The sequence below is a fragment of the Aromatoleum sp. genome, from assembly GCF_035254505.1.
GTDB lineage: Bacteria > Pseudomonadota > Gammaproteobacteria > Burkholderiales > Rhodocyclaceae > Aromatoleum.
Genome location: NZ_DATFAO010000052.1, coordinates 23,769 through 49,773 on the forward strand (window position 1 = coordinate 23,769; position 26,005 = coordinate 49,773).

Sequence of the window (26,005 nt, forward strand, 5' to 3'; positions counted from 1 at the left end):
GAGCGTGCAACGTTCTGCCGTAGCGTTGCGCGACCGTGTGCGGCCGTCCGCGATGTTCAAGCATGGCCGCCGGCTCCGACGAACGTGACCACGACAGCGGCAAGTGCGACGACGCCGAGCCACAGCAGCACGCCGCGGCGAACGAGCGCGATTGCCGAGCGCAAGCTTGTCGCATCCGGAGCGGGGCCGCCGCCGAGCGGCGGGCGCTGCTCTTCGCGACCGTGGTAGATCGCCGGCCCGCCGAGGCTCACGCCCAGCGCGCCGGCGCCCGCGGCCATCACCGGGCCGGCATTGGGGCTGTCCCAGGTGGGTGCCTGCGAGCGCCAGCAGGCGAGGGCCTCGCGGGTACGGCCCAGGATCGCGTAGGTGAGCGCCGTGAGGCGCGCAGGCAGCCAGTTGAGCACGTCGTCAATGCGCGCCGCGGCCCAGCCGAAGTGGAGGTAGCGCTCGTTGCGGTAGCCCCACATCGCGTCCAACGTATTCGCGAGACGGAAGAGCAGCACGCCGGGGCCGCCGGCGACGCAGAACCAGAAGAGCGCGCCGAACACCGCATCGTTGCCGTTCTCCAATACCGACTCGGTGCCCGCACGGGCGATGCCGGTCGCGTCGAGCGCGCGCGTGTCGCGGCTGACGATCCAGCCGACGCGCTTGCGGGCGGCGTCGAGATCGCCGGCGGCGAGCGGCTTCGCGATCGCCTCGGCATGTTGCGCGAGGCTTTGCGCGCCGAGCGCGAAATACAGCAGACCGACATCCGCGATCCAGCCGAGCGCCGGATGTGCGGCGTGCAGGGCGACGGCGAGCCCCACCCAAGGCAGCACGGCGAGCATCCACGCCGCGATGCCGGCTGTGCGTCCCGGCAGGCGTCCGTGCAGCCGACCTTCGATCCAGATGGCCCAGCGACCGAAGCCGACCAGGGGGTGGTAGCGGCGCGGCTCGCCGAGCAGTCGGTCGATGACGATGCCAGATACGAGTTTGACGCACAGGGAAATCATCGTTGAGGGGGTTTCGGCGATAATCCGCCGCTGTTGAAAAAAGTCGGGATTTTACGCGATGCCACAAGCAATCACCCTGATGGTGCAGGGAACGACCTCCGATGCGGGTAAGAGCACCGTCGTCGCGGGGCTTGCCCGCATGCTTGCGCGCCGCGGCGTGCGCGTCGCGCCGTTCAAGCCGCAGAACATGGCGCTCAATTCGGCGGTGACCGTCGATGGCGGCGAGATTGGCCGCGCGCAGGCCTTGCAGGCGCTCGCAGCGGGCGTCCCTCCGCACACCGACTTCAACCCGATCCTGCTGAAGCCTTCGACGGACGTCGGCGCGCAAGTCATTATCCACGGTCGCGCCGTCGCGAACCTGTCTGCACGCGACTACCACGCGTACAAACCGCGCGCGATGGCAGCCGTCATGCAGTCCTGGGATCGCCTGACGAGCGCCTATGAGTGCGTGCTGGTCGAAGGCGCGGGGAGTCCCGCCGAGATCAATTTGCGTGACCGTGACATCGCCAACATGGGATTCGCCGAGGCGGCCGACGTACCGGTGATCCTCGTCGCCGACATCGACCGCGGCGGCGTCTTCGCACACCTCGTCGGCACGCTGGAACTGCTCTCGCCGTCCGAGCAGGCGCGCGTAAAAGGCTTCGTGATCAACCGTTTTCGGGGCGACATCGGTCTGCTCCAGTCGGGCCTCGACTGGCTGGAGGAGCGCACGGGCAAGCCGGTGCTCGGTGTGCTGCCCTATCTGCACGGGCTCTTCCTCGATGCCGAGGATGCGCTCGGCAAGGCCAGCGTCGACAAGCGCGAGTCGCGGCTGCGGGTCGTCGCGCCGGTCTATCCGCGCATCTCGAACCACACCGATCTCGACGTCCTGCGCCTGCATCCTCAGATCGATTTCAGTTGGGTCGGGCCCGGCCAGGCCATCCCTCCCGCGGACCTGATCGTGCTGCCCGGTTCGAAGAGCGTGCAGTCGGACCTCACGTGGCTGCGCGCGCAGGGCTGGGAGGCGCCCATCCGGCGCCATCTGCGATACGGCGGCAAGGTGATCGGGATCTGCGGCGGCTTCCAGATGCTAGGGGCGACGCTTGCCGATCCGCTGGGAATCGAAGGTGTGCCGACGACTGCGCCCGGCCTCGGCCTGCTCGACATGGAGACCGTGCTCGAAGCCGAGAAGCGCCTTGAGAACGCCGCGGGCGAGCTGTGTCTGCCGGGCGCTCCTGCCGTTGCCGGCTACGAGATCCACATGGGCGTCAGTCGCGGTGCGGCGCTCGCGAACCCCGCGGTGCGCTTGGCCGACGGGCGCTCCGATGGCGCGATGTCCGAGGACGGGCAGATCCTCGGCACCTATCTGCACGGTCTGTTCGACGACCCGGCGGCTCTGTCCGCGCTGCTTGCGTGGGCGGGCGCGGAAGGCCTCGACGCGGTCGATCTCGCCGCACGGCGCGAGGCCGATCTCAATCGGCTCGCCGACAGCATGGTGCAGCACCTCGACCTCAGCTCGGTGTTGCCGGCCGAGTGGCTGGAGTGAATTCGCTGCTGGTCAGCGACCCGTGAACCGCGGCTTGCGCTTCGCAAAGAAGGCCTCCAGCCCCTCGCGGTAATCGTCCGTCGCGAGGAAGTCGAAGGCCGCGCGCTTCTCGGCGACGCTCAGCGGACGGCCGTCCATCAGGCGATGCACCCACTGCTTGTGCCAGCGAGCGACGAGCGGCGCGCCGGCGCTGATGCGGTTTGCCGCCCCGATTGCCTCGTCGATCACCTTCTCGTCATCGACGACGCGCGTCAGCAGGCCTTTCTGCATGGCTTCTCGCGCGTCCAGGATCCGTCCTTCCAGCAGGATCTCCAGCAGCACCGCCGGACCGACGAGGTCGAGTAGTCCCGCCATCTCGCCGGGATACATCGAAAATCCCAGGCGATTGATCGGGGCGCCGAAGCGTGCCGATTCGCCGGCGATGCGCAGGTCGCAGCAGCCGGCGATTTCCAGTCCGCCGCCGACGCAGGCGCCCTGGATCGCGGCGACGGTCGGGATCTGGCAGGCGCGGATCGCGTCGAGCGCGGTCGCGACCAGGGTGTCGTGGTAGTGCAGTGCGTCATCGACCGTCGCTCGCACGGTCAGGAATTCCTCGATGTCACCGCCCGCGGCGAAAGCCTTGTCACCGGCGCCGCGCAGGATCACGCAGCGCAGGTCGTCTCGAGCGGCGATTTCATCCATTGCCGCATGCAGCGCGATCCACATCGTCGAATCGATGGCATTGAGCTTGTCGGGGTTTGAAAGGGTCAGGGTGGCGATGCCCCCGTCGTTCGTCAGTGTGATCTGGCCACTCATGCCTATTTCCCCAAGTACTTGAATATTTCTGCCTTTTTGTTTTGCGCCAATATGTTGCACTGCGCAAAAAACATATCCATACTGTGTGGTATGGAGTCATATAGATGATATATCAGCCGGCACCACTGCGCAGACGGTCGGGCCGACTCCACTTGGGAGAGTGGAGGAGATGACGTGTTTCACGTTGTATTCTCGAGGAGGAAGGAAATGTCTAGTTCGATGTACGCGCATATCCGGCGCAATCCGCGTTTCGCGGAGTTGGTCGCCAAGCGGACGCGGTTCGCGACGATCTTGTCGGTCGTGGTGCTCACGCTGTTCTACGGCTTCGTGATGCTGGTGGCCTTCGCGCCCGAGCTGATTGCGAAGCGCCTATCCGAAGGCAGCAACCTGACCTTCGGCGTCGCCGCCGGATTGTTCCAGTTCGTGTTCTTCTGGGTGCTCACGCTGCTCTACGTGCGTCGCGCCAACGGGGAATTCGATGACATCAACAACGAAATCGTGCATGCCGCATGGAAGGACGAAAAATAATGAACAAGTCTCTCCTGTCGCGCCTTGCCACGGGCCTGGTCACGCTGTCGGTTGCCGCCTCGGCGCTCGCCGGTGATGCCATCGCTCAGACGGAAAAGCAGGGCCTCAATCTCACCGCCATCGGCATGTTCTTCATGTTCGTGCTGATGACGCTGGGTATCACCTACTGGGCGGCCAGCCGCACCAAGTCGACCGCCGACTTCTACACCGCGGGCGGCGGCATCACCGGCTGGCAGAACGGCCTCGCGATCGCCGGCGACTATATGTCGGCCGCGACGCTGCTCGGTCTGACCGCGATGATGTACACCCAGGGCGTCGATGCCTATATCTACATGATCGCCTTCTTCGTCGGCTGGCCGATCATCCTGTTCCTGATGGCCGAACGCCTGCGCAACCTCGGCAAATTCACCTTCGCCGACATCACCGCCTACCGCCTCGACCAGGGCAAGGTGCGTACGATGGCGGCGGTGAGCTCGCTGACGGTGGTGTGCTTCTACCTCGTCGCGCAGATGGTCGGCGCCGGCCAGCTGATCAAGCTGCTGTTCGGTCTCGACTACGTCTATGCGCTGTTCGTGGTCGGCGCGCTGATGATGGTCTATGTGACCTTCGGCGGCATGGTCGCGACGACCTGGGTGCAGATCATCAAGGCCTGCATGCTGCTGGTCGGCGGCACGATCGTGATGCTGCTCGGGTTCAGCCAGTTCGGCTTCAGCTTCGACGAGTTGACGACCCGCGCGATGGAAATCCACAAGCTGGGTGGCAAACTGCTCGCCCCGGGTAGCTTGCTGGCCGATCCGGTGACCGCGATCTCGCTGGGCCTCGGCCTGATGTTCGGCACGGCTGGTCTGCCGCACATCCTGATGCGATTCTTCACCGTGACCGACGCGAAGGAAGCACGGAAGTCGGTGCTCTACGCCTCGGGCATCGTCGCCTACTTCTTCAACGTCATCGCCATCATGGGCCTGTGCGCGATCCTGATCGTCGGCACCAACCCTGAGTTCTTCGAAGGTGGCGTGCTCGGCGGCAAAGTCATCGGCGGTGGCAACATGATTGCGATGCACCTCGCGAAAGCCGTCGGCGGCAACCTGCTGCTCGGCTTCCTGTCGGCGGTGGCCTTCGCGACCATCCTCGCGGTGGTGTCCGGCCTGGCGCTGGCCGGCGCGTCGGCGATCTCGCATGACATCTACTCGCGCGTCATCATGAAGGGCAAGGCGTCGGAAACGACCGAGCTGAAGGTCTCGAAGATCGCGACCATCGGCCTGGGCATCGTCGCCGTGCTGCTCGGCATGGCCTTCGAGAAGATGAACATTGCGTTTATGGTCGCACTGGCCTTCGGCGTCGCAGCTTCGGCCAACTTCCCGGTGCTGATCCTGTCGATGTACTGGAAGGGCCTGACAACCCGCGGCGCGCTGTTCGGCGGCTACTCGGGTCTCGCGAGTGCAGTGGCCTTCGTGGTGCTGTCGAAGTCGGTGTGGGTCGACGTGCTACACAACGCCGCGGCGATCTTCCCCTACACGCAGCCTGCGCTGTTCTCGATGCCGATCGCCTTCCTGCTCGCGATCATCGTGTCGAAGCTCGATTCGAGCGTTGCCGCGAAGAAGGAAATCGAAGCGTTCGAGGACCAGTATGTGCGTGCGCAGACCGGTGTCGGCGCGGCGACGGCTGCATCGCACTAAGCTTTGAAGTAACAGGTGCCGCAGCTTTGGTTGCGGCACGCGACAACCCCCGCCCGGCGTTGGCCAGGCGGGGGTTGTCGTTTTTGGGGCGGGGATCAGTCGCCGGACGGTCGGCGGACCGATGCTGCGGCGACGCGTGCGGGCTCCGCGCGCACGGGGGCGGCGCGTGCGACGTGCGTGCAGACGCCGAGTGCAGCGCAGGCGTCGCTCGTGGTCAGGTCGTGGCCGAGCATGAGCCGGACGTCGACCAGCAGCTTGCCGGCGGCAGCAGGTTGAACCGCGGGTCGGAACGGCAGCTGTGCGGCGAACGCTTCCGCTGCATCGCGGTAGCCGTTGCGATATTCGACGTAGGACGCGGTCTGAGTGTAGGGCAACTGGTTCGTCAGCCGCGGGCGGGTCATGCCTTGCTGGCCGAGCAGTGCGGCGAGCCTGCGGGCAAGTCCTTCGCCGCCGTGGCCATTGGTGATTTCGAAGCGGGCGGGGCGTGCGGATGCGGTATTGGTCGGGTTCGACGAGGCAACCGGGTTGGCGGTGAGGGGAGTTACTGGTCCAGCCGCTGCGCGCCGCGGTTCCTGCGTGATCGGCGGCGTGGCAGGCTTGGTTGCCGCGGCAATGATGGCGGCGGCTTCGGCGACGGCGACCGTGCGGGGCGGAGGCGCATTGTGCAGCTCGAAGACGTTTTCGGCGACCTTGACGAGCGTGGTCCGTGGAGCGGGCGTGAGCTCTGCGGCCGGGACCGGAGGTGTAGTGACGCGCGTGCTTGGCGCGATCGCCGCTACTGCCGCTGGCGCGGAGGTGGCTGCAAGCTCAGACACGACAGGTGCCGGGGCGGTGGGTGGAGCGGGCTGGGCGGTGTCCGCATCTGCACGCGGCTGCGGCGGAACGGCCGCGGCCACCGCAGGTTGCATCGCGGCCCAGGTATTGCTCGCGCGGGCTTCGGCGAACTCCGCACGCTCATTCGCGCCCAGACGCCGGTAGGCCGTCGCAAGGTTGCTCCATGCGCGGCGGTTGTCCGCGTCCAGATCGACAGCGCGGCGCAGCGATGCCGCGGCGGCTTCGTCGCGACCGGAAAGTAGCTGAGCGTAACCGAGGTTGTTGTGCAGATGGCTCGCGGTTGGTGACAGGCTCACGGCCCTTTCAAGCGCCGCCAGACCTTCTTCGTACTTGCCTTGCTGTGCGAGCAAGGCTCCGAGTGCGTTCCATGCGGCCGTGTAGGTGGGGTCGGCATCGAGGGCTTTGCGATAGGCGACGATCGCCTGCTCGGTCACGCCTTGGCCTTCCTTGACGCGGCCGAGAGCGAAGTAGCCTGCGGCGGCCGAGCCGCCGTGATTGACGGTCTGCACCGGCGAAATCTTCCACGCCCGTTCGGGCATGCTTGGGCCAGTGCTGCAGGCGCCCAGCACGAGGGCGGCCAGCACTGGTTTCAGAGTGAACGCGAGCTTCTTCATGGCCGTTTCTCCTCTTGTCAGCCGCCGGTGGTGCCGGCAAAGGTCGGCAGCAGAACGCGGTAGATCTGGATCATCGCCGGTCCGAGCAGCACCAGCATCAATGACGGAAAGATGCAGAAAATCAGCGGAAACAAAAGCTTCAGCGCGATCTTCGCGGCGGCTTCCTCTGCCCGCTGGCGGCGACGAGTGCGTAGCATGTCGGAATGCACGCGTAGTGATGCGGCAATGCTGGTGCCGAAGCGCTCCGCCTGGACGATCATCGCGACAAACCCTTCGACCTCTTCCACTCCTGTACGCATGGCGAGGTTGCGCAGGGCTCGGGCGCGCTCCAGGCCCGCACGCAATTCCAGCGTGACGAGATGCAGTTCTTCGGCGAGCGCCTCGCTCTTGTGCTGCATTTCGTCGGCAACCTTCACGAGTGCCGCTTCGACGCCGAGTCCAGCTTCAACGCAGACCGTCATCAGGTCCAGTGCATCCGGGAAAGTTTCGAAGATTTCGCGCTGGCGAACGAAGATCATCCGGTTCAGGACCAGGTTCGGCAGGTAGTAACCGAGGGCTGCCGCAAGCAGCACGACGAGGAGCGTGCCCTGGAACTCCAGCTCCGGTCTGGACACCAGCACCGTGAAGTAGGCCAGCAGCGGGAGGCCTAGCGCGAGCACCGTTTTGATCCCGAAGAAGGCGAGTGGGGCGGATGGATTGCGAATGCCGGCGTGCATGAAGTGCGCCCGCAGTGTCGAGGCATCCTCGTTGTCTTCCGGAGTGGATAGCTTCGCAAAGGGGCCGGTGAGTTTTACGGTGCGTTCAATCCAGGCATCGGCGCCTGGCGACGTCGCCTTGGCCTTGCCTCCGGGCCCGAGGGCTTCGAGCCGCGCCGCCGTCGCCGAGCGGGTGAACAGGTTCATCACGAAATATGCGCCGGCCGTGACTGCAATGAACAGCAGTCCGAGAAACGCGATCTGCGTGTAATCCATGTCTGCGTTCTCCTCTTTGCCGTAGAGCTACACCCTGATCCGGATGATCTTGCGCATCCAGAGGACGCCAAGAACCATCATCATCAGTGCGCCATAGATGAAGTTGATGCCTGCGGGGTCTTCCCACAGGACCTTCATGAAACCGGGATTCACGATGTTGATCATCGCCGCCGTCGCGAACGGCAGGCATCCCAGGATCCATGCCGAAAGCCGCCCCTCGGCCGACAGCGTGCGGATTTCCCCATACAGTTTGAGCCGCGCCCTGATGATGGCAGCGATGTTGTCAAGCAACTCGGCCAGGTTGCCGCCGGATTCGCGCTGGATCAGTACCGCGATGACGAAATAGCTCAGATCGGTGCTGTCAGTGCGGGATGCGAGATTCAGCAGCGCGGTCTGTTGCGGCACGCCATAGTTCATTTCGTCGAACAGGATGCGGAATTCGCCCCCAATCGGATCCTTCATTTCCTCGGCCACCATCTTGATCGCCGTCGGGAAGGCGTGGCCCGCGCGGAGTGCCCGACCCATCAGGTCCAGCGCCTCCGGCAATTGGCGCTCGAATTGCTGCATGTGGCGCGAGCGGGCACGTGCGACATGGATCGTCGGCAATGCCGCGAGAACGGCGCCCCCGATCACCGCGAGGATGATGGGGCGATTCAAGAGCAGGGGTATGGTGAAACCGATTGCTGCGAGCGCGAGCGTCCAGCCGATGAACTGAGCGAGGGTCAGGTTCAGCCGGGACTGCACGATCAGCCGATTCAGCCCGCCAAGCCGCGGGACCATGTCGAGCAACCGGTCTCCCGCGGCGGAGCCCGAGGCGCTCTCTCCCTTGAACAGGGAGGTCTTCTGTGCAGCCTGGACGCCGGTTGCGACTTCCTCCAGGCGGCGATTGAGGCGCTTGACCTCTGCACTGTGGGCCGACGCCCACCACAGATATGCGCCTTCGAGGAACAGGACCACCGCGATGAAGGTGGCCAGCGCAAACAGCAGCGTCAGGATGTCCATTTCAACCCCCTACTCGAAGCGCCTGCCCGGGTCGAACATCTCTTCGGGCAAGCGGATGCCGAAGGACCGCAGTCGTTCGGCGAAGTGCGGGCGGACCCCGGTCGCGGCGAAGTAGCCCTGAACGACGCCGTTGTCGGCGATTCCCGTCTGGCGGAAGGCGAAGACCTCCTGCATCGTGATCACGTCGCCTTCCATGCCCGTGATCTCCTGGATGCTGGTCAGCTTGCGCTTGCCGTCGGTCAGGCGGTTGGCCTGGACGATGACGCCGATGGCGCCCGCGATCTGTGCGCGTGCAACCTTGGGCGGCAGGTTTGCGCTGGCCATGCCGATCATGTTCTCCATGCGCCCGAGCGCGTCGCGTGCCGTGTTGGCGTGAACTGTGGTCATCGAGCCTTCGTGGCCGGTGTTCATCGCCTGCAGCACGTCGAAGGCTTCCGCGCCGCGCGTCTCGCCAAGGATGATGCGATCCGGGCGCATGCGAAGAGCATTGCGGACAAGTGATCGTTGCGTGACCTCTCCCTTGCCCTCGATGTTCGGCGGCCGCGTTTCGAGGCGCACGATATGCGGCTGCTGAAGCTGCAGTTCGGCGGCGTCCTCGATGGTCACGATGCGCTCGTCGGCGGGAATGTAGCCTGACAGGATGTTCAGCAGCGTTGTCTTGCCGCTGCCGGTGCCGCCCGAGATCAGGATGTTCACCTTGGCTCTCACCAGCCCGGCGAGGAGGTCGGCCATCTGCGCGGTGAGAGACTTGTAGTCGATCAGCTTGACCATCGTCAGGGGCACCGCGGCGAAGCGCCGGATCGATACCACCGGTCCGTCGAGTGCGAGCGGCGGAATGATCGCGTTCACGCGTGATCCGTCGGGCAGGCGCGCGTCGACCATTGGGCTCGACTCATCAACGCGTCGCCCCACGCGCGACACGATCTTGTCGATGATCTTCATCAGGTGGGCGTCGTCGCTGAAGGTGACGTCCGTCAGTTCGATCTTGCCCCGGCGTTCAACGTAGATCTGTTGCGACCCGTTGATCAGGATGTCAGAGACGGTCGGGTCGGCGAGCAGCGGTTCGATGGGCCCGAGACCGAGCATCTCGTACTGGATGTCACGGACAAGATCTCGACGTTCGTTGGTGTTGACGACGACGTTTTCCTCGGCGAGCAGACGCTCCACCATCAGACGCAACTCTTCACGCAGTCGCTCGGGCGAAAGATTCTCCATCGCCTCCAGGTCGATACGCGAGAGCAGTAATTGGTGGATGCGCATCTTCAGGCTCTGGTAAGCCTTGGTAGCGCCGGCGTCGGGACCGGTCGCCTGCGTACGCAGGGAGGGTTCCGCCGAGACCGATTCGAGTCGCTGACGCAAGCTCATTTCTTGCTCCTCTCTGCAGAGGCCCCTGTATGGGGCTTAGTGGGCGGCAAACAGACGTGAAAGCCAGCCCTTGCCAGCCTTTTCCGGTTCGGCGGCGAGACTTTCCGCGATCTCGCGCAATGCCTTTGTGACCGGGCTGTTCTTTGCAAGACGTGCAATCGGCTCGCCCTGATTCACGGATGCCGCCACGGCCTCGTAAGCATTCGGAACCGCCTTGTAGACCTTGGCATTGACCGTCTTTTCGAGGTCCTCCAGGCTGATGTCGCCCGATTTCTGATAGCGATTGACGATCAGTCCGACCTTATTCATCGGATAACCGAGCGAAAGGAAGACCTGCACCAGGCGCTTGGCTTCGCGGATGAAGGGCAGCGTGAGCTGCACCACCGGGAAGATCATGTCGGCCATGTCGAAGGGCTGCAGGCTGACGCCGTCGAGCGAACGGCCGACGTCGACGATCACGAAATCGTAGTTGGCACGCGCAAGCTTGAGGATGGCTTCGACGTGTTCTGCGCGAACATCCGTTGCGTGGGCGGGATCGTCGGGCGCTGCAAGCAGGCTGAAGCCGGGTGCGACGTCGATCATGGCGGAGGCCAGGAACGCTGCGTCGAGCCGGTGTATCTGTTGGCAGACGAGCGCGAGGTTGCTCGCCGGGGTCTGGTCGGTGACGTACATCGCTGCGTCGCCGAACTGCAGGTTCAGGTCGATCAGCGCCACGCGCTTGCCGTGATTCGTTGCCAGCACCCATGCCAGATTGGTTGCCAGAAAGGTCGCGCCGCTGCCACCCTTGCAAGAGGTCATGGCGAGGATCTTGCCGTCCTGGCCGCCTCCGCCAGCCTTGCGCTTCGGGGCGATGCGGCCGATCGCGTCATGCAGGAGATCGCTCACCGCCGGGGTGGGTAGCACCTCGCGCACGCCGGCGCGCATCGCCTTGAGCAGGAACTCCGGGCTCTGATTGTCGCTGACGACGATGAAGGCGGCATCGGGATGGCTTTGCCGCAGTCGTGCGAGGCTCTCCAGACCTCCGTTCTCGGGCAATCCGCCATTGACGATCAATACGTCGGGCATATCCGAAATCGCTTCCAATTGAGCGGCGTCGCAACGGACTGCCGAGATTTCGCCGACGTTGGAATCCCTCTCGAGAACGCTGGTGATCTGGCTTAGATGTTGCGCGTCCGAAGAGACGACAGTAATTCTTGTCTTGCTCATTTCGGGTACCTCTTAAGTGCTGTATGCGCCGGGACTACGGTGTATAGGTGAAGCCAAGGCTCTCTGCGGGCATGATCACGCTCGAAATCGGGATGCCGATCGCCAGAAAGGGAAAGAGGCCCGCCATGGGGGCGTAATTGATCGTTCCAGTACAGTTGCCGGCTGCCGCGACGCAAGCCTCGACGAAGCGGACGCAACTGCTCGTGCGCGTGATGTCGTTGCAGGCGGAGACGTTGTCCGTCGCGTCGGAGGGCATCGGACTCGCGACGGCGAGGGCCCCGTTCAAATAATTGATCCGGATGCTTGTGTTAGCGATTTCCAGTCCGGCCGGCAATTTCGCGGTACCGGTGCCATTTTCATCGGCAAATATGGCTGAACGCTGAATCTTGGAGGCGTCGGCGAAATCACGGACCACGGCTTCTCGTGCGGCGCGTCGCGTGACCTCCTGGACCGTGTTCCAGATGTACATGACGCGGCCGAACTCCATGATGCCCAGCACAATGGTAATGAAGAGCATCGCGACGATCGCGAACTCGACGGCGGTTGCGCCGCGTTGTCGGGCGTTGCTTCCGGCACTGTGGAAATTCGTCCTCATGGCCGCACCTCAATCGATCATGTAGCGCATGGTGGTTTGCGGAGCCAGCGCGACGCCCGAATACACCTTGGGACTCCCTCCAGTCGGCGACAGGAAGGGGATCATTCCACCGATGGTGATCGAATATCCGCTGATCGCCACCCGCACATTGGCCGGTGCGCCGGCGCCGCTGGCGCAGCCGATGGCGTTGAATGAGGCATCGAGACAGGTCACCGACACCTGGGAGCTCGTCAGTGCCGGTTTTACGTTTGCCGCATTCGCGGTGTGCACCACGCGGTCCTTGGCGTCGCCGATGAAAGTACCGCTGGTAAAGGTCGCCCGGTCCGCGACGCTGAGCATGCGTGCGCCGTCCCGCGTGGCTTTGGTCAGGGCATCGTAGTACCAGAACGCCCGCCCGAACTCGACGATGCCTGCCACCAGCAGCAACAGGAAGATGATGACGAGCGCGAGCTCCACGGCGGCGACGCCGCGCTGGCGAGTCAAGGCGATGGGCATATTCATCTTTGCCTCCCGTCAGCGATAGAGCCGGATGTCCCCGGGCGGCACCGGATCGACCAGCCCGGCAAACTCCGTATCCAGGTAACGATTGGGGCCGCCGCTGAAATCGGCCTTGGTCTGCATGAAGAACTTGCCGACGCCCAGTACGGTCATCAGGCCGCAAGAGCTCGATCCGCTCGGCGGGGTCCGGCAGTCGACGATCACGATATTGAGGACGCGCCGGTTCTTCGTGCCCGTATGGCTGGGCGCCTTGAAGTACTTGCCGGCGGTCTGGCTGTACGGCGTTCCGGTCGTCGGGTAGCCATTTGCCGTCGTGTCGAAGAAATTCACGCCGGTGGTCGTGTGGTACATGTTGCTGCCGTTTGCGTCGGCCACCGCGTAAGGCGTACCCGCCTTGGGCGGGGAACTGCCGTCGGCATGATAGGCCGGGGAATAGGACCACAACGGGCCGTACTGGGCGAAGGAAATGCCGGTCGGGCCGGGGGGCAGCGCATAGCGGGGCTTGTTGTTGGTGGGGTCGGTATCGACGAATTCGCGGTCGGGAAGCGTGCTCGCGCCCGGTTCCAGCCAATCTGTCGGCGTCGTGTCTGCGCCGCTGTTGTCGCACGCCGAGCCGGCCGATTTCGGATGGCAGCGGTATTCGCGGACATTCACGTCCGGCGGCGCGCTCGAAGGGTCGCAGACCGAGGGCGACTTGTAGTCGTCGAAGCGCGAGTTGAGCGAACTGTCGAGCGACGCGGTCATGCCGGTGTTGGTGTAGACCTTGCCGGTTCCGCTGGTAAGGTCGAGCGTTATGGGTGTCTTGCCCGTACAGATGAAGGGCGCGGTGAAGTTCGCGCTCGCATGTCCCGGGTCGCACGCATTAGGGGGAGCATCGATCGGATTGATCAGATAGGGGTCCGACGGGCCGCTTGCAAGCGGGTTGAGCTGGAACAGGTTATAGGTGACGCCACGGCGGAAGCCCAGTTCCACCAGTTCGGTCTGACCATTCGAGTGCGTGTATTTGCTGGTGCGATTGGCGGGATCGACGGCACAGACGCCAATCGGCGTCACAAGGGTCTCGAAGCGTCCGGCAACGGCGTAGCCCGAAGTACTGGTCGTGTTGTATGCGGCGCCGGCGACCCGCATCAGGTATGTATTCAGGGTCCGGGTGCCGGAGTCTACCTCGAGGAAGCTGAGGCCCGCTGCTGCAGCGTCGCTCGTGACGCTCGCAGCGGGGACGAAGGTACAGCTGGGGTTGCGGAGATTCGGCCGGCCGAATGAATTTGCGTTGCTCGCGTTCGGGCAGGATCCAACCCTGATGTTCGCAATAGTGATCGTGACCGGACTGGAGAAGTTGTACTGATGCTGTCCGGAAATTGCGATTGCCTTGTCTACCGCGGCGGTGATGCCGGCAGCGGTGTTATTCAACTCCTTGGCACCGGCCAGCGCTGCCGCGTCGGCCGAATTCTGCAACTCCGACTTTCCGATATAGAGGTGCCCCAGATCCAGCACGAGGCCCCCGAAAGCGAACAGCACAACGGCCATCAGGCCCGTCATGACAGCGGTGACACCTCGCTGGCGACAACGCAGGGATGGATGCTTTGCCATGACCGCTCTCCTGAAGGTGGCTGTCAGCGGCTCGATCCGCTGCCAACCCCGATCGTGAAGACGCCCGACTGTTGCTGCGGCTGCGCATAGCCTTTCGCGTATTCGCGCATCGTGCCCTCGGCAGCCTTGCCGTCGATGCCCTTGACCGGGTCCATGTTGCGGGACGCGTTGGGGGCGATCACCTGCTCGGCGGATACCGTTCTGACGGCGTCGCCGAAGCGTGCGTCATAGTCCGGGGAGGTTGCGACGCAGCCGCTCAGGCTCAGGATTGCGACCGCTGCGGGAAGCTTCCATTGCTTTTTCATGTTCCGCGTCCTCATTTGTTATCGAAGCCGCCGCCGGCAGGGTTGGCGGGGTTTGCAGGCATTTCCATAGGCTCGGCGATCGCCGGACGGTCGCCTTCGAGCTTCCCGCGCCAGATGACGTCGGCTCGGCTGGGCTCGACGTAGTTATCGGTCGGCAGCGTGTAGCCGGGGGGCAGTGGTTTCACGAGCCGGGGCGTGATGACGAACACCAGTTCCGACTTGTCCGTCTGGAACTCGGTACTACGGAACAGCGCCCCGATGACGGGCAACTCGCCGAGGACCGGGAAGGCCTTGATATTGGTCGTCGCGTTGTTCTTGATCAGTCCGCCGATCGCGAAGCTCTGGCCGTCGTTGAGCTGCACCGTCGTAAAGGCGCGGCGCGTCGTGAAGGACGGCAGGATCGCCAAGCCGTTGACCCCCGGGGCCGTGATGCCGACGCCTTCGCGGTTCAATTCCGACACCTCGGGCCGCACGGCCAAGTTGATGCGCCCGCCGTCCAGCACAGTCGGCGTGAACTTCACCGACACGCCGAATTCCTTCTCCTCCAGCGTGATCGTCTGGCCGCCATTGTTGTTCTGTGCGATGGGAATGAAGATCTTGCCGCCCGCCAGGAAACTCCCTTCCTGGCCGCTGATCGCCATTACCGTCGGCTCGGCAAGGATCTTCACAAGGCCGTCGGTCTTCTGCATGTCCAGCCCGAGGTTGGTTACGCCGCGTGCGGGAACGGTGCCGAAAGTCGTCGTGAACTTGGGAACGAGCTGGTCGCCCACCTGGGTCAGTTCCTGAGTCACGTTGCCCGCGCTGCCGATGCTGCTCGGAACAGTGCCGCCGACGACGGTGCCCACCGAGCTGAGCGGTGCGCCCTTCGGGCCGGCGCCGGCGATCCGCCCAAGCGTGCCGGATTGGCCGCCGAGGATGCCGGACAGGAACTGGATCGCCAGGCCGTCACCGGAAGCGAAGGCACGACTGAAATCGATCCCGAAGCGATCCAGCATTGCCTTCGATACCTCGGCGACTTTCACTTCGAGCATCACCTGCTGTGGGGCGCCGACCTGCAGTAGGTTGAGTACACGCAGGTTGCGACCTTTCTGCTGCTTCGTGTCGGTGTCGCGTACGTACGCCGAAGCAATTTCGATGGCGCGATCGACCTTCGTCGCGTCACTGACCGTTCCACTGAGCACCAGTGAATCGTATGCCGAGCTCACCTTGATGCCCGTCTCGGTCGGTAGCAGCGTTGCCAGCGCGCTTTGTACCGAGGTCACGTCCATCGCGACCGTCACGTCCAGTGCGGTGCAGCCCCCGGCGCGGTCCACCAAGACCACGTTGGTCGCACCGACCGACTTGCCGAGCAGGTAAATTTCGTTAGGGCTCAAGAGCAGCACGTCGACCTGGGCGACGCCGGGGCGGCCGTCATCCTGCTGTGTCTGCTGCTGCGCTCCCTTGTCGTCCTTCGGGGCTTCGACGCTCGGGCGCGCTGCCCGGGCATTCTCGGGGTTGCCCAGCAGAATGCGTGTCACCGGTGTCTGGGGCCGAATTACCGAGGACTTGCCGACCGGAATCGTCACCATCGGCGCGATCTCGACATGTCCGCAGGGCGATCCGCTGGAGACCGCCACGGCAGCCGGCTTCGACGCGGGTGGCGCGGTCGCGACGGCTGCCTGCGCGGTCCCGGAGAGCAGCAGTGCAAGCATTGCCGGCGTGCCATACATTGCGACCCTGAGCCTCTGTTTGTTCTTTTTCGTGGTCATGATGTCCTCATGCGTGCAGTCGGGTTTGAATGTGGCTAGAAACATTCGTTGACCTTGTTGATTCCGCGGATCACCTCGACGCATACGCGGGAGGTCGGTGCAGGAGCCGGTGCGGACTGAGGCTTCGCGGCGACGCGTCGCGGCGTGGTGGCAACCTTGACCGGGGCCGGTGCCGGCGTCGGGGGAGCCATGACGGCGGTGCGCAACAGCATCGCCTTCGTAATGCCGGCGGTATCCGTCGGTTTGCCGTCGACCTGGTTGCGCAGCACGAGCGACAGATTGCCGACACTGCGGGCGAGGTCCAGGCGCTCGGCCTGCTCGGGCGTCACTTCCAGCGTCACAGCATTGACGACCTTCGGTTTCGTTTCGTCGCGATTCGCTTCCTGCGCGACGGCGAGTACCAGGATGTGCTCGAGCACAATCTTCGAGATCATCTGGTCCTTGTCGTTTGCGTGATCGCCCACCTTTTCGGTGTTGACGATGATGTCGACATAGTTGCCGGGCAGCGCGAAGCCCGCGACGCCGACGACATCATTGACGCGCACGGTGATGGCGCGCTTACCGTCCGGTACCACCGCGGAAAGCCCGCCCTTTGTGCCGACCGGAGCGAGGCGTGATTCGAGTATCGGCTCGCCGGGCTGGATGCCGGTGATCGCAACGCGGCCGTCGAGTTTCGAAACGTCATTGAAGGCACCATTCGGAACGCTGCCCGATGGCCACTCGACGAGGCGGATCGCATCGGGTGCTATGCGGCCGCCCAACGGCAGCTCGACGGCCGCCACCGCGATGCGGTTGTCAGTGGGAGTCGCCCGGGCCTGCAGCCACTTGGTTCCGAGCACGACGGCGGCAAGCCCGGCCAGCATCGCGACGAACAGAAAGACGAGACCTTTGGTCTTCATGAGAGTCCCCTAGTTTCCGGACCGTCAGTGGTTCGCCGCCGGCCCTGCAAGTGCCCGCTTGCGCGGGCGGTTGGGCGCCGGTGCCGCGATGCCGCGGCCGGCGCCCCCTCTCTTGTCGCAACCTCTATCGGGACGCGAAGTAGTTATGCCAGGCCCAGTGCAGCGCGTCCGGAGTCAGTCTGGCCGGTTCGCCGCGGTAGCGGGCGAGGTCCGCGATCTGGTTGATGATGTCACGCGGGTAACATGCAAGCAGCGGCTGCCTATGAACTTTGTGGTATTCGTTGAGCAGTGTCGTGAATGCCGTTTGATTAAAGGGTACGCCCCTTTCTTCGCAGACCGCCGTGAAGATGTTCCTGTATTCGTCCTCATTCATCGGGCCGATGTGAATTTTGTAACCAAGCCTACGAAGAAATGCCGGGTCGGCCACTTCGGATGGCATCAGGTTGGTCGAAAACACGAGGACGACGTCGAAGGGAAGCGTGAACTTCGTGCCGCTATGCAGTGCGAGGTAGTCGTGGCGGCGGTCCATCGGCACGATCCACCGGTTCATCAACTGCTCGGGTTTGATCAACTGGCGGCCGAGGTCGTCGACGATGAATAAGCCATTATTTGCCTTCACATGCGGCGGCGCCTGGTAGAAGCCGGTGCTCGCGTCGTAGTCGAGGTCCAGCATGCGCAGCGTCAGCTCGCCGCCGGTGATGGCCATCGGGCGGCGGCAGCGCACCCAGCGCAGGTCCGGTCGCATCAGGTTGTCCAGGCCGCCCTGGTGCCCGTCGGCGTCCACGGGGGCATGGATCAGCGGATCGAACACCTGGATGATCTCCCCGTCGACGAGGATCGCGTGCGGCACGGCGATGTCGCCGTCGAGGAGCAGCGACAGGCGTTCGGCGAGGAAGGTCTTGCCGGCGCCTGCCGGGCCGTAGAGGAACACCGCACGTCCCGAGCCCATCGCGGCGCCGAGTTGGTCGCGCACTTCGGAATTGATGACCAGTCCACGAAAGGCGTCGTTTACACGCTCGCGCGTGACGCACATCTTCGTCACCGACTGGCGCTCCACCTGGGCGACATAGGCCGCGAGGCTTACCGGGGCCGCGCCCGCGTATTTGCAGCGACCGAGGTATTCGGCGGCCCGCGCGCGGCCCCCGTCGGTCAGTTCGAACAAGATATCGCCATCGGTTTCGCCCCGCCGCATCACTTCGCAAACCCGCTCTGCGCGCATGAAGGCCAGCAGGCTTTCGAGCACGGTTGCCGGGAGGTGCAGGCGATGCGAGATCTCCGTGAGGCGCATCTGGCCACGGACGAACAGCAGCTTGGTTGCGAGCTCGACGAGAAACAGCAAGGGCAGGCCGGTGTCTTCCAGCGTGCGTGGCGCGCGCGGGAAGGTTGCCGGCTCATCGAAAGGGATGACTTGGGCGCTCGTGGGTGCGTTCATGGCGATGCTCCGTGACGGTCGAATCAGCTCAGGGCCCAGCCTCCGGAGCGGACCAGGAAGAGCTGCAGGAGGGTGCCCGCTGCAATCGCAACCGCATAGGGCATGCGGCCGGCGGTCTGCTGCAGCGGTTCGAATCTGGGGCTGTTGCCGGTTGCTGCGCTGACTGCGCTGGTCGTCAGCATGAAGCGCAGGTTGATCGCGAGTTGTTTGAACGAGCGTTGCCACAACGCCATGACAAGTGCGAGCACGCCGCCGGCGGCGAAGGTCAGTACGACGACGCCGAGCGTCTGCAGCGGGCCGAGAAAGGCGCCGACCATCATCATCAGCTTGACGTCGCCGGCTCCCATCGCGCGCAGGGCGTAGAGAGGAAACAGCGCCGCGAAGCCGACGGCGATACCGGCGAGGGCGGACGTGAGGCCGATGGCGCCCCCATCGGCCGCAAGAAAGCTGTCGCCCGGCTTGGCAAGGGCCTGAAAGGCCAGCGCTGAAATCAGCGTTGCGACAATCAGCTGATTTGGGATTTTGCGTGCACGTATATCAGTCAGAACTGACGCCGCAAGTGCAACGAACATGACGGCGAGTGCGAAATGCATTTTGTTCTACCTCTTGTGCACGCCAAATTGATCTAATGCCAATGGCAAAGAACGTTCGGACAATGATGGACATTGTCCGAACGTTCATTCAGTTTGCGATCAGGGAAGCGCGGCCGCGATCGTTCCGAATACGCCGTCCAACTTCGTGCCGACCAACCGCACGCTGACAATGATGACGACCGCAATTAGCGCCGCAATCAGACCATATTCGATTGCGGTGACGCCTTCTTCTTCACGCACGAATTGCTTGAGCATTCCCAACATGATCATCTCCTTCATCGAAAAAAACGCCGGACCTCCCGGCCTTCAACCGGAGCGGGAGGCCCGTTCCGGAATACCACTACGTTTAGCGCTCCACTGCTTGTCCGAGTGGAACTCAAGGGAACGCCGCTACTACGCTGTCGAACAGGCCCTTGACCGTCTGCCCCAGCAGGCTGACTGAGCCGACGATCGCAACTGCAATGAGGACTCCCAGCAGCGCATACTCGATCGAGGTAACGCCATCCTGCTCCGTCCAGAACGAGAGGAGCGATTGCTTGAGTCGACCTTCTTTCATCGCCTTGCTCCGTCCTGTGCGTGTTGAGTTCAGATTAGGCTTCCCCTCTTTCCCCGGCATCGGCGCTTGCGCCCAAATGCACTAGGCGGATGAGACGGGATGAACTCGTGACACTTGTCATGGGGAGGAAACCCACCGTGTCGATGGCAGAAACTGGCACAGCCGTCATGGCATCGCGGAACGATGGTCATGTGCGGCATGTTTCCGGTACTGGGCAGGAGAGGGGGAAGTCGCGCTGCCAGTCACCCGGCAGAGGCCCCGCATATCGCGGTGATCAGATCTTCACCGGGGCCGGCCTTCGAGATGACCGATGCGGCGCCCAGGCGGAGGGCACGGCGACGCGCGTCGGGGTTGTCACCACAAGTGAATATGACAATTCGGGCGCCGCAGCGGCTGCGTAGCTCCGGAATCAAAGTCAGTCCGTCCTCTCCGCCGAGATCGATGTCGAGAACGATGACGTCCGGTTGCGCATTCAATGCCAGATTGACCGCTTGCCGACCCGAAGTGGCATGACCGACGACCCGCATTGTCGGCGCCTCACTGTCGATCAATGCCGTCACGCCGGCGAGAATCGCGCGCTGATCATCAACGAGCAAGACTTCGATCGGAGGGGCGAGGGTGTCGCAGGGCACGATGTCGTGCTCCACTCGAGCGGCATGGGCCACGGTGATTTCACAATACTGGAAAGCGGGTAGTCGTGCCCATAGGAAGAACCGCGCGGTACTAACGTGACAAAGTGCCTGAATCGAGTTGGACCGCTTCAAGCGGGGCGTCGCGCGGAACTGCGGAACTGAATAGTTGGTTCGCTCAGGTCGCCCGGCAACACAAGGAAAAGGGCGTTTCTTCGACCTTTGTCGCCGTGGCTGACGAAGCCAGTTCGGAAGTGCTTGGCTTCTACGCCGTCAGCTTGGCTGAATTGGTGAATACGGAGTTGCCCGCGCAATATCGGAAGCGGGTGCCGACCAAAGTGCGTGTATTCCGTCTTGGCAGGTTGGCAACCGCGAAAGGGCACGGGGGCAAAGGCATCGGAGAGCACATGCTTCTCGATGCCATTGACCGCGTGACGCGCATTGCACACGAGGTGGGTGGCATTGGCCTCGTGGTAAATGCGAAGTCATCAGCCGTCGATTTTGAAAACGATACGGCTTTGAACAGATGGTAGATCATCCGCATAACCTGTTCGTGTCGTTGCAACGTCAGAAGACCGTCCGAGCACGTGACCATGCCCGCCTCGCACACCATGCGGGTGTGGAAGGCGCTGCCGGTCCTGTTGATGAGTCGGGATAGGCGCCGTCCTGCACCCCACCGCCTACGCGACGGTCGCCCCGATCCCGTGCTCCTTCGCGTAGACGTAGAGTTCCAGCCGTCCATGCACTTCGAGCTTGTGGTAGATCGCAGTCAAATGATTGCGCAACGTATGTTCGCTGATGCCCAAGTCATCGGCGACGACGAGGCTTTTGGCGCCCTTGTGTTGGACCACGGCGGCAATGACTTCGAGCTCCTTGGGCGTGAGGCTGGCGATGCGCGAATCCTCGGCGGCGGCGGCCTTCGGCTTGTTGCCGGTCAGCATGTCCATGATGTCGCCGATTAGCGCGCGATTGACCCACACGTCGCCTGCATGCACGCGCTCGATCGCGCGCAGCAGCACGTCGACGGGCTCTTCCTTACGCACCACGCCCCGTGCGCCGGCGAGCACCGCGCGCCGATGCGCGTCGAGGTCGCGGGCGCCGGTCAGGACCAGCACCTTGGCATCGCGCGAGTGCAGCAGTTCGGCAAAGGATTCCGTGGAATCGCATCCGCCGAGGTCGAGATCGACGACGATCACATCGGCCTCCCGGCTCGCCTGGGAGGAGAGGAGTTCGGTGACGCTGGTCGCGCTGCCGATGAGGTTCATCCGCTCCGTGGCGCCGATCAGGCGTTCCAGGCCCCACAGGGTGGAGCGATGGTCGTCGACGAGGAATACGCGGATCGGCCTTTCGGTGGTCTCTACCATGGTCGTTCGCCCCTCAGGACGTTTTCGGGATGGAGATGATTAGATCAGTGATGCCGGATGGCTGTACGTCGACTACTACACATCCACTTACAGTTTCGGCACGTTCCACGACCGAGCGTGGAATAAAGCACTGCGGCGGCGACAGCGGGTCGTGGGCGTTCGTGACGTGCAGGATGTAATCGTGCGCGTCTTCGCTTAGGACGATGTCGGCGCGCGTGGCCCGCGTGTGACGGCGGATGTTCGTCAGCGCCTCGCTGACCATCGGGAAGATCGCGGCGGCGAGTTTACGGCTGACGGCGGGTTCGCCTTCGTAGCGCACGCCGACCTCGATCCCGAAGAGCTCGGAGAAGCGTCGCGCCTGGCGGCGCAGTGCCGGGCCCAGCGCATCGTCCGCGCCCTTGGCGCCGGTGCGCATGCCGCTGACGAGTTCGCGCAGCTCATGCAATTCCGTGACAGTGACTTCCTGCAGCGCGCGGATGTCCTCACGCAGCGGATTGTTCGGACCGGCCTTGCGCACCAGCGCCTCGATGCCGTACTTGATCCCGAGATACGGCTGGATGGCTGTGTCGTGCAGGTCGCGCCCGATGCGTGCGCGCTCCGTCGCCATCGCTTCATCGGCGAGCCGCTCGAGCAGGCCGGCATTCTCGATGATCGGCCCGAGCTGCTCCATCACGCCCGACAGCAGTTCGGCGTCGCGCAGCCGGTAATGACGTTGCCCCGATTCGAGTACCAGCCGGCAGGGATGCGGCCCGCGCCGGCAGATGGGCGCCGCGATCATCGAACGCGCATCGAGCGATTCGGCCAGTGCCTGGACCGGGGAACGGGCCGCGCCGGAGGGCGTCTTGCCGACCAGGTGGAAGCCGCCGTGGTAGCGGATCGGGTAGCGGCCGAGGAAATGGGCCTGGTGATGCACGCTGGCGATGTCGGGCGGCAGGCGGATCAACAGTTCGAGGACGCTCGCGTGCAGTTCGCCCGACAGCTCGGCTGTTCTGCCGCTGCGGTCGAAGCGGAACACGCGCGGCTCGCCGCCGGGCAGCCAGATCAGCAGAAGTCCGAGGTCGGCCGAGAAGTGCCGGGCGAGCGAGGACAGCATCGTTTCGCCGACGCGCTTCACGCCGAGCCGCGGGTCGAGCTGGCCTTGCAGGCGGTCGGCGATTCGGACCTGTTCGTTCATCTGCACGCCGGCTTGAGCAAGTCCTGCGACCAGCGGCCCGAGAACGAGGATGGACAGCGGTTGCAGGAGGACCTCTGGCGCCGTGACGCCTGCTTGCTGGCCGTGAAGGATTTGCATCGCGGCCGCCCCGACCGTCGAGTACAGCGAAACCAGCAGTCCGGACACGAAGCCGAAGCTCAGCGACGCGAAGAGCACCGGAAAGAGCAACAGCAGCGTGAACAGGCTGCTTTGCGTACCGGCGATCCAACCGAAGAGCAGGATCCAGGTGGCGTCGATCCAGCACGTGAGGGACGAGCGAAACGCGTGGCGGCCATTCAGCTCGGCCCAGCACAGCCAGCCCGCCCAGCCGGCGTAGGCCAGCACGGCAAATATCATCGGCGAGCGCGTCTCGTTCGACAGCGAAAACGCTTCGGTCGCCGCGACGATCGCGACCAGCACGCGAATGTTCGCAAGGACGCGACGCAGCTCGGGGCTGTTGCTCGCATGGGCGAACATCTGGCCGGGAGCGGGCATCGACTCTGCGGTCGTGCTGACGCGATCCATTTTCGTTTTCTCTCCCTTCGGTCTTGACACATTTTGTGTCTACCGACGCCGGCCATCTTATCGGCATGTTTCAAATGCAACGAAGTGACAAAATCACGATTTGCCGCACGTGCGAAATGCGCGGAATCCCGGACGATCCGCCGCGTCAAACGCGATGTATCCGCAGACGACACGGGAGAAGGCGATGAGCGCGACGCGTACCGAAACCGATTCGATGGGGCCCGTGCAGGTCGCCGCGGACCGTTACTGGGGAGCGCAGACCGAGCGTTCCGTGGGCAATTTCCCGATCGGCACCGACCGCTTCCGCTGGGGGCGGCCGATGATCCGCGCGCTCGGTATCCTGAAGAAGGCCGCGGCACAGGCGAACGCGGAGCTCGGCGAATTGCCGGCCGAAATCGCCGATCTGATCGTACGCGCCGCGGACGAGGTCATCGACGGCACGCTCGACGATCACTTCCCGCTGGTCGTGTTCCAGACCGGCTCCGGCACGCAGTCCAACATGAACGCCAACGAGGTGATCGCCAACCGTGCGATCGAGCTCGCCGGCGGTGAGATCGGCTCGAAGCGGCCGGTGCATCCGAACGACCACGTCAACCGCGGCCAGTCGTCGAACGACACTTTCCCGACCGCGATGCACATCGCGATCGTCGGGGAGCTGACGAACCGCCTGCTGCCCGCGGTCACGCGGCTGCACGACACGCTCGCCGACAAGGCGAAGACCTACGAGGACATCGTCAAGACCGGCCGCACGCACCTGCAGGACGCGACGCCGATTACGCTCGGGCAGGAGATCGGGGCGTGGGTCGCGCAGATCGAGTTCGGGCTGAGCGGGGTGCGTGCGAGCCTGCCGGCGTTGTACGACCTCGCGGTCGGCGGCACCGCCGTCGGCACCGGCCTCAACGCCCATCCGCGTTTCGGCGATTGCGCCGCGGCTGCGATCGCGACGCTCACCGGACAGCCCTTCCGCAGTGCGCCGGACCGCTTTTTCGCGCTCGCCGCCCACGACGCGCTCGTCGCGACATCTGCGGCGTTACGCACTCTGAGCGGCGGGCTGATGAAGATGGCGAACGATGTGCGCTGGCTCGCGAGCGGGCCGCGTTGCGGTATCGGCGAGCTACTGATCCCCGAGAACGAACCCGGCTCGTCGATCATGCCCGGCAAGGTCAATCCGACGCAGTGCGAGGCGATGACGATGGTGTGCGTGCAGGTGTTCGGCAACGACGCCGCGGTCGCTTTCGCCGGTACGCAGGGTAATTTCCAGCTCAATGTCTACAAGCCCGTGATGGCGCACAACGTGCTGGAAAGCATCGCGCTGCTTGCCGACGCCTGCGATGCCTTCGACGCACACTGCGCACGCGGTCTGATGCCGAACCTGCCGCGAATCCGTGCGAATCTGGAGAAGAACCTGATGCTCGTGACGGCGCTCAACCGCCATATCGGCTACGACCGCGCGGCCGAGATCGCGAAGAAGGCGCACCGCGAAGGCCTGTCGCTGCGCGAAGCGGCGCTGGCGTCGGGTTACGTCGCGGCGGAGGAGTTCGACTTGTGGGTCGATCCGGAGGCGATGACGCGTCCGGGAGGGTGAGGTTCAGGCGACCTTATTCTTCGCCTTCGCGATGCGCACCAGCGCCGCGCGCCCGCTGAGGATGTGTTCGCGCATGCGCAATTCCGCGGTATCGGGCTCGCGCCCGGTCAGCGCGGCGAGGATGCCGCGGTGCTCTTCCAGCGACTGCTCCAGCCGACCTTCGCTGAAGAGCGAATGATGGCGCGACAGTCGGATCACCTTGCGCAGGTCTTCGATGCAGTGGAGCAGCCAGCGGTTGTCGGCGATCTCCTGCAGGGCCGTGTGGAAGGCCTGGTTCGCTTCGAAGAAGCCGTTGATGTCTTCCTTCTTAGCGGCCTCTTCGAGCTGGGCGTGGATCTGCCGGAGGCGGTCGAGGTCGGCGTCGGTCGCCTTCTTCGTGCTGATCTGGGCGCACTGGCCTTCGAGCAGCGACATCACGCTGAAGATTTCGTCGAGATCGCGTTCCGAGATTTCGGTGACGTAGCAGCCACGGCGCGGCTTCAGCGTGACAAGACCTTCGGAGGCGAGCACCTTCAGCGCTTCGCGCAGCGGCGTGCGCGAGATGCCGTAATCGTCGGCGAGCGCCTGTTCGTCGATCCAGGTGCCGGCCTGTAATTCATGCGAAAAGATGCGCTGGCGCAGCCTTTCGGCTACCTCTTGGTAGAGCGCGAGCGGGGCGATGCGGGATGCAGTCATTGGCGATCTGTTTCGCTGAATTTGAGCGACCGGGATTGTCGTTGAAAAACCGCCTTACAGGCAGTTGCATTCATAATTATGGATAAAGTATTATTCGCTCGCCAGTACAAGTCAACATCCCGGCACGGCGTAGGAATGGGAGAATCCGCCGGCGCTGCTTCGTCAGCGCGGGCGGATTGAGGGAGAGGGAGCTACGCCGCAAGCTGGGGCGTCGGCGACCGTCCGTGGGCGTGAGTCCCGCGGGCGGTCTCGTCGTCGCAGCCGACGAGTATCGGATAAGTCTGCGGGCACGGGACTGCGCCTACTGCGTC

At 64.1% G+C, this 26,005-nt stretch carries 26 protein-coding genes; 5 read left to right on the plus strand and 21 right to left on the minus strand.

Annotated features, from left to right (window positions below; genetic code table 11):
- Nucleotides 1-56 precede the first annotated feature (56 nt).
- A complete protein-coding gene (gene cbiB, locus VJ673_RS10140) occupies nt 57-992 on the minus strand; it encodes an adenosylcobinamide-phosphate synthase CbiB (protein WP_324125973.1) in 936 nt (311 codons plus the stop codon).
- Nucleotides 993-1,050: 58 nt separating this feature from the next.
- Here cbiB and VJ673_RS10145 point away from each other — a divergent pair, with 58 nt between their 5' ends.
- A complete protein-coding gene (locus tag VJ673_RS10145; RefSeq protein WP_324125974.1) occupies nt 1,051-2,517 on the plus strand; it encodes a cobyric acid synthase in 1,467 nt (488 codons plus the stop codon).
- 12 nt (nt 2,518-2,529) lie between these two features.
- Here VJ673_RS10145 and VJ673_RS10150 read toward each other — a convergent pair whose 3' ends face one another.
- Nucleotides 2,530-3,312, minus strand: a complete 783-nt coding sequence (locus VJ673_RS10150; protein WP_324125975.1) for an enoyl-CoA hydratase/isomerase family protein — start codon at nt 3,310-3,312, stop codon at nt 2,530-2,532.
- A gap of 207 nt (nt 3,313-3,519) precedes the next feature.
- On the opposite strand from VJ673_RS10150, the gene VJ673_RS10155 reads away from it, so the two are divergent.
- Both VJ673_RS10155 and VJ673_RS10160 read left to right on the plus strand, forming a co-directional pair.
- Nucleotides 3,520-3,840, plus strand: coding sequence for a DUF485 domain-containing protein (locus VJ673_RS10155; protein WP_414635645.1), 321 nt, complete (start codon nt 3,520-3,522; stop codon nt 3,838-3,840).
- Nucleotides 3,840-5,516 carry a cation acetate symporter gene (locus VJ673_RS10160; RefSeq protein ID WP_324125976.1) on the plus strand — a complete coding sequence of 559 codons (1,677 nt, stop codon included), beginning with the start codon at nt 3,840-3,842 and terminating at the stop codon, nt 5,514-5,516. Before VJ673_RS10155 ends, VJ673_RS10160 begins: the two co-directional genes overlap by 1 nt.
- Before the next feature lie 95 nt (nt 5,517-5,611).
- On the opposite strand, the gene VJ673_RS10165 is transcribed toward VJ673_RS10160, so the two are convergent.
- The 16 genes from VJ673_RS10165 to VJ673_RS10240 all read right to left on the minus strand — a co-directional run bounded on the left by VJ673_RS10165 (nt 5,612) and on the right by VJ673_RS10240 (nt 20,389).
- Nucleotides 5,612-6,964 (minus strand): LytR C-terminal domain-containing protein, encoded by a 1,353-nt coding sequence (locus VJ673_RS10165; protein WP_324125977.1) that lies wholly within the window; start codon nt 6,962-6,964, stop codon nt 5,612-5,614.
- A gap of 17 nt (nt 6,965-6,981) precedes the next feature.
- Nucleotides 6,982-7,935: a type II secretion system F family protein gene (locus tag VJ673_RS10170; RefSeq protein ID WP_324125978.1), complete on the minus strand. Its 954-nt coding sequence runs from the start codon at nt 7,933-7,935 to the stop codon at nt 6,982-6,984.
- 27 nt (nt 7,936-7,962) lie between these two features.
- Entirely contained in the window at nt 7,963-8,937 is a 975-nt protein-coding gene (locus tag VJ673_RS10175) for a type II secretion system F family protein (protein WP_324125979.1), read from the minus strand.
- A gap of 9 nt (nt 8,938-8,946) precedes the next feature.
- A complete protein-coding gene (locus VJ673_RS10180; RefSeq protein ID WP_324125980.1) occupies nt 8,947-10,302 on the minus strand; it encodes a TadA family conjugal transfer-associated ATPase in 1,356 nt (451 codons plus the stop codon).
- A gap of 36 nt (nt 10,303-10,338) precedes the next feature.
- Entirely contained in the window at nt 10,339-11,508 is a 1,170-nt protein-coding gene (locus VJ673_RS10185; protein ID WP_324125981.1) for a CpaE/TadZ family protein, read from the minus strand.
- Nucleotides 11,509-11,542: 34 nt separating this feature from the next.
- Complete coding sequence (locus VJ673_RS10190) at nt 11,543-12,103, minus strand: TadE/TadG family type IV pilus assembly protein (RefSeq protein WP_324125982.1); 561 nt, start codon at nt 12,101-12,103, stop codon at nt 11,543-11,545.
- 9 nt (nt 12,104-12,112) lie between these two features.
- On the minus strand, nt 12,113-12,604 hold the full coding sequence (locus tag VJ673_RS10195; protein WP_324125983.1) for a TadE/TadG family type IV pilus assembly protein: 492 nt from the start codon (nt 12,602-12,604) through the stop codon (nt 12,113-12,115).
- Nucleotides 12,605-12,616: 12 nt separating this feature from the next.
- Nucleotides 12,617-14,191 (minus strand): pilus assembly protein TadG-related protein, encoded by a 1,575-nt coding sequence (locus VJ673_RS10200; RefSeq protein ID WP_324125984.1) that lies wholly within the window; start codon nt 14,189-14,191, stop codon nt 12,617-12,619.
- A 23-nt stretch (nt 14,192-14,214) separates the two neighbouring features.
- Nucleotides 14,215-14,496: a pilus assembly protein gene (locus VJ673_RS10205; protein ID WP_324125985.1), complete on the minus strand. Its 282-nt coding sequence runs from the start codon at nt 14,494-14,496 to the stop codon at nt 14,215-14,217.
- An 11-nt stretch (nt 14,497-14,507) separates the two neighbouring features.
- Nucleotides 14,508-16,244 (minus strand): type II and III secretion system protein family protein, encoded by a 1,737-nt coding sequence (locus VJ673_RS10210; RefSeq protein ID WP_324125986.1) that lies wholly within the window; start codon nt 16,242-16,244, stop codon nt 14,508-14,510.
- Between the two features lie 35 nt (nt 16,245-16,279).
- Complete coding sequence (gene cpaB, locus VJ673_RS10215) at nt 16,280-17,143, minus strand: Flp pilus assembly protein CpaB (RefSeq protein WP_324125987.1); 864 nt, start codon at nt 17,141-17,143, stop codon at nt 16,280-16,282.
- Nucleotides 17,144-17,267: 124 nt separating this feature from the next.
- Nucleotides 17,268-18,575 carry an ATP-binding protein gene (locus tag VJ673_RS10220; RefSeq protein WP_324125988.1) on the minus strand — a complete coding sequence of 436 codons (1,308 nt, stop codon included), beginning with the start codon at nt 18,573-18,575 and terminating at the stop codon, nt 17,268-17,270.
- A gap of 23 nt (nt 18,576-18,598) precedes the next feature.
- Nucleotides 18,599-19,168, minus strand: coding sequence for an A24 family peptidase (locus VJ673_RS10225; RefSeq protein ID WP_324125989.1), 570 nt, complete (start codon nt 19,166-19,168; stop codon nt 18,599-18,601).
- Nucleotides 19,169-19,267: 99 nt separating this feature from the next.
- Nucleotides 19,268-19,447 carry a Flp family type IVb pilin gene (locus tag VJ673_RS10230; RefSeq protein ID WP_324125990.1) on the minus strand — a complete coding sequence of 60 codons (180 nt, stop codon included), beginning with the start codon at nt 19,445-19,447 and terminating at the stop codon, nt 19,268-19,270.
- 97 nt (nt 19,448-19,544) lie between these two features.
- Entirely contained in the window at nt 19,545-19,724 is a 180-nt protein-coding gene (locus VJ673_RS10235; protein ID WP_324125991.1) for a Flp family type IVb pilin, read from the minus strand.
- A gap of 242 nt (nt 19,725-19,966) precedes the next feature.
- Nucleotides 19,967-20,389, minus strand: a complete 423-nt coding sequence (locus tag VJ673_RS10240; protein ID WP_324125992.1) for a response regulator — start codon at nt 20,387-20,389, stop codon at nt 19,967-19,969.
- A 71-nt stretch (nt 20,390-20,460) separates the two neighbouring features.
- Between VJ673_RS10240 and VJ673_RS10245 the strand changes: the two genes are divergently transcribed.
- A complete protein-coding gene (locus VJ673_RS10245; RefSeq protein WP_324125993.1) occupies nt 20,461-20,886 on the plus strand; it encodes a GNAT family N-acetyltransferase in 426 nt (141 codons plus the stop codon).
- A gap of 147 nt (nt 20,887-21,033) precedes the next feature.
- Here the strand turns inward: VJ673_RS10245 and VJ673_RS10250 are convergent, their stop codons facing one another.
- Together VJ673_RS10250 and VJ673_RS10255 are read right to left on the minus strand one after the other, a co-directional pair.
- A complete protein-coding gene (locus tag VJ673_RS10250; protein WP_324125994.1) occupies nt 21,034-21,717 on the minus strand; it encodes a response regulator transcription factor in 684 nt (227 codons plus the stop codon).
- Nucleotides 21,718-21,730: 13 nt separating this feature from the next.
- Nucleotides 21,731-23,434: a sensor histidine kinase gene (locus VJ673_RS10255; RefSeq protein WP_324125995.1), complete on the minus strand. Its 1,704-nt coding sequence runs from the start codon at nt 23,432-23,434 to the stop codon at nt 21,731-21,733.
- Between the two features lie 184 nt (nt 23,435-23,618).
- On the opposite strand from VJ673_RS10255, the gene fumC reads away from it, so the two are divergent.
- Nucleotides 23,619-25,019 carry a class II fumarate hydratase gene (gene fumC, locus VJ673_RS10260; protein WP_324125996.1) on the plus strand — a complete coding sequence of 467 codons (1,401 nt, stop codon included), beginning with the start codon at nt 23,619-23,621 and terminating at the stop codon, nt 25,017-25,019.
- A gap of 3 nt (nt 25,020-25,022) precedes the next feature.
- Here the strand turns inward: fumC and VJ673_RS10265 are convergent, their stop codons facing one another.
- On the minus strand, nt 25,023-25,694 hold the full coding sequence (locus VJ673_RS10265) for a GntR family transcriptional regulator (protein ID WP_324125997.1): 672 nt from the start codon (nt 25,692-25,694) through the stop codon (nt 25,023-25,025).
- Nucleotides 25,695-26,005: the final 311 nt, after the last annotated feature.

Excerpts from the sequence above, each read along its gene's own strand:
- VJ673_RS10175 (WP_324125979.1), bottom strand. The coding sequence starts at position 8,937 with ATGGACATCCTGACGCTGCTGTTTGCGCTGGCCACCTTCATCGCGGTG.
- VJ673_RS10235 (WP_324125991.1), bottom strand. The coding sequence starts at position 19,724 with ATGAAAGAAGGTCGACTCAAGCAATCGCTCCTCTCGTTCTGGACGGAG.
- VJ673_RS10180 (WP_324125980.1), bottom strand. The coding sequence starts at position 10,302 with ATGAGCTTGCGTCAGCGACTCGAATCGGTCTCGGCGGAACCCTCCCTG.
- cpaB (WP_324125987.1), bottom strand. The coding sequence starts at position 17,143 with ATGAAGACCAAAGGTCTCGTCTTTCTGTTCGTCGCGATGCTGGCCGGG.
- VJ673_RS10170 (WP_324125978.1), bottom strand. The coding sequence starts at position 7,935 with ATGGATTACACGCAGATCGCGTTTCTCGGACTGCTGTTCATTGCAGTC.
- VJ673_RS10220 (WP_324125988.1), bottom strand. The coding sequence starts at position 18,575 with ATGAACGCACCCACGAGCGCCCAAGTCATCCCTTTCGATGAGCCGGCA.
- VJ673_RS10200 (WP_324125984.1), bottom strand. The coding sequence starts at position 14,191 with ATGGCAAAGCATCCATCCCTGCGTTGTCGCCAGCGAGGTGTCACCGCT.
- VJ673_RS10160 (WP_324125976.1), top strand. The coding sequence starts at position 3,840 with ATGAACAAGTCTCTCCTGTCGCGCCTTGCCACGGGCCTGGTCACGCTG.
- VJ673_RS10185 (WP_324125981.1), bottom strand. The coding sequence starts at position 11,508 with ATGAGCAAGACAAGAATTACTGTCGTCTCTTCGGACGCGCAACATCTA.
- VJ673_RS10255 (WP_324125995.1), bottom strand. The coding sequence starts at position 23,434 with ATGGATCGCGTCAGCACGACCGCAGAGTCGATGCCCGCTCCCGGCCAG.
- VJ673_RS10205 (WP_324125985.1), bottom strand. The coding sequence starts at position 14,496 with ATGAAAAAGCAATGGAAGCTTCCCGCAGCGGTCGCAATCCTGAGCCTG.
- VJ673_RS10210 (WP_324125986.1), bottom strand. The coding sequence starts at position 16,244 with ATGACCACGAAAAAGAACAAACAGAGGCTCAGGGTCGCAATGTATGGC.
- VJ673_RS10230 (WP_324125990.1), bottom strand. The coding sequence starts at position 19,447 with ATGAAGGAGATGATCATGTTGGGAATGCTCAAGCAATTCGTGCGTGAA.
- VJ673_RS10145 (WP_324125974.1), top strand. The coding sequence starts at position 1,051 with ATGCCACAAGCAATCACCCTGATGGTGCAGGGAACGACCTCCGATGCG.
- VJ673_RS10195 (WP_324125983.1), bottom strand. The coding sequence starts at position 12,604 with ATGAATATGCCCATCGCCTTGACTCGCCAGCGCGGCGTCGCCGCCGTG.
- VJ673_RS10165 (WP_324125977.1), bottom strand. The coding sequence starts at position 6,964 with ATGAAGAAGCTCGCGTTCACTCTGAAACCAGTGCTGGCCGCCCTCGTG.
- VJ673_RS10155 (WP_414635645.1), top strand. The coding sequence starts at position 3,520 with ATGTCTAGTTCGATGTACGCGCATATCCGGCGCAATCCGCGTTTCGCG.
- VJ673_RS10225 (WP_324125989.1), bottom strand. The coding sequence starts at position 19,168 with ATGCATTTCGCACTCGCCGTCATGTTCGTTGCACTTGCGGCGTCAGTT.
- VJ673_RS10190 (WP_324125982.1), bottom strand. The coding sequence starts at position 12,103 with ATGAGGACGAATTTCCACAGTGCCGGAAGCAACGCCCGACAACGCGGC.
- fumC (WP_324125996.1), top strand. The coding sequence starts at position 23,619 with ATGAGCGCGACGCGTACCGAAACCGATTCGATGGGGCCCGTGCAGGTC.
- cbiB (WP_324125973.1), bottom strand. The coding sequence starts at position 992 with ATGATTTCCCTGTGCGTCAAACTCGTATCTGGCATCGTCATCGACCGA.
- VJ673_RS10265 (WP_324125997.1), bottom strand. The coding sequence starts at position 25,694 with ATGACTGCATCCCGCATCGCCCCGCTCGCGCTCTACCAAGAGGTAGCC.
- VJ673_RS10150 (WP_324125975.1), bottom strand. The coding sequence starts at position 3,312 with ATGAGTGGCCAGATCACACTGACGAACGACGGGGGCATCGCCACCCTG.
- VJ673_RS10250 (WP_324125994.1), bottom strand. The coding sequence starts at position 21,717 with ATGGTAGAGACCACCGAAAGGCCGATCCGCGTATTCCTCGTCGACGAC.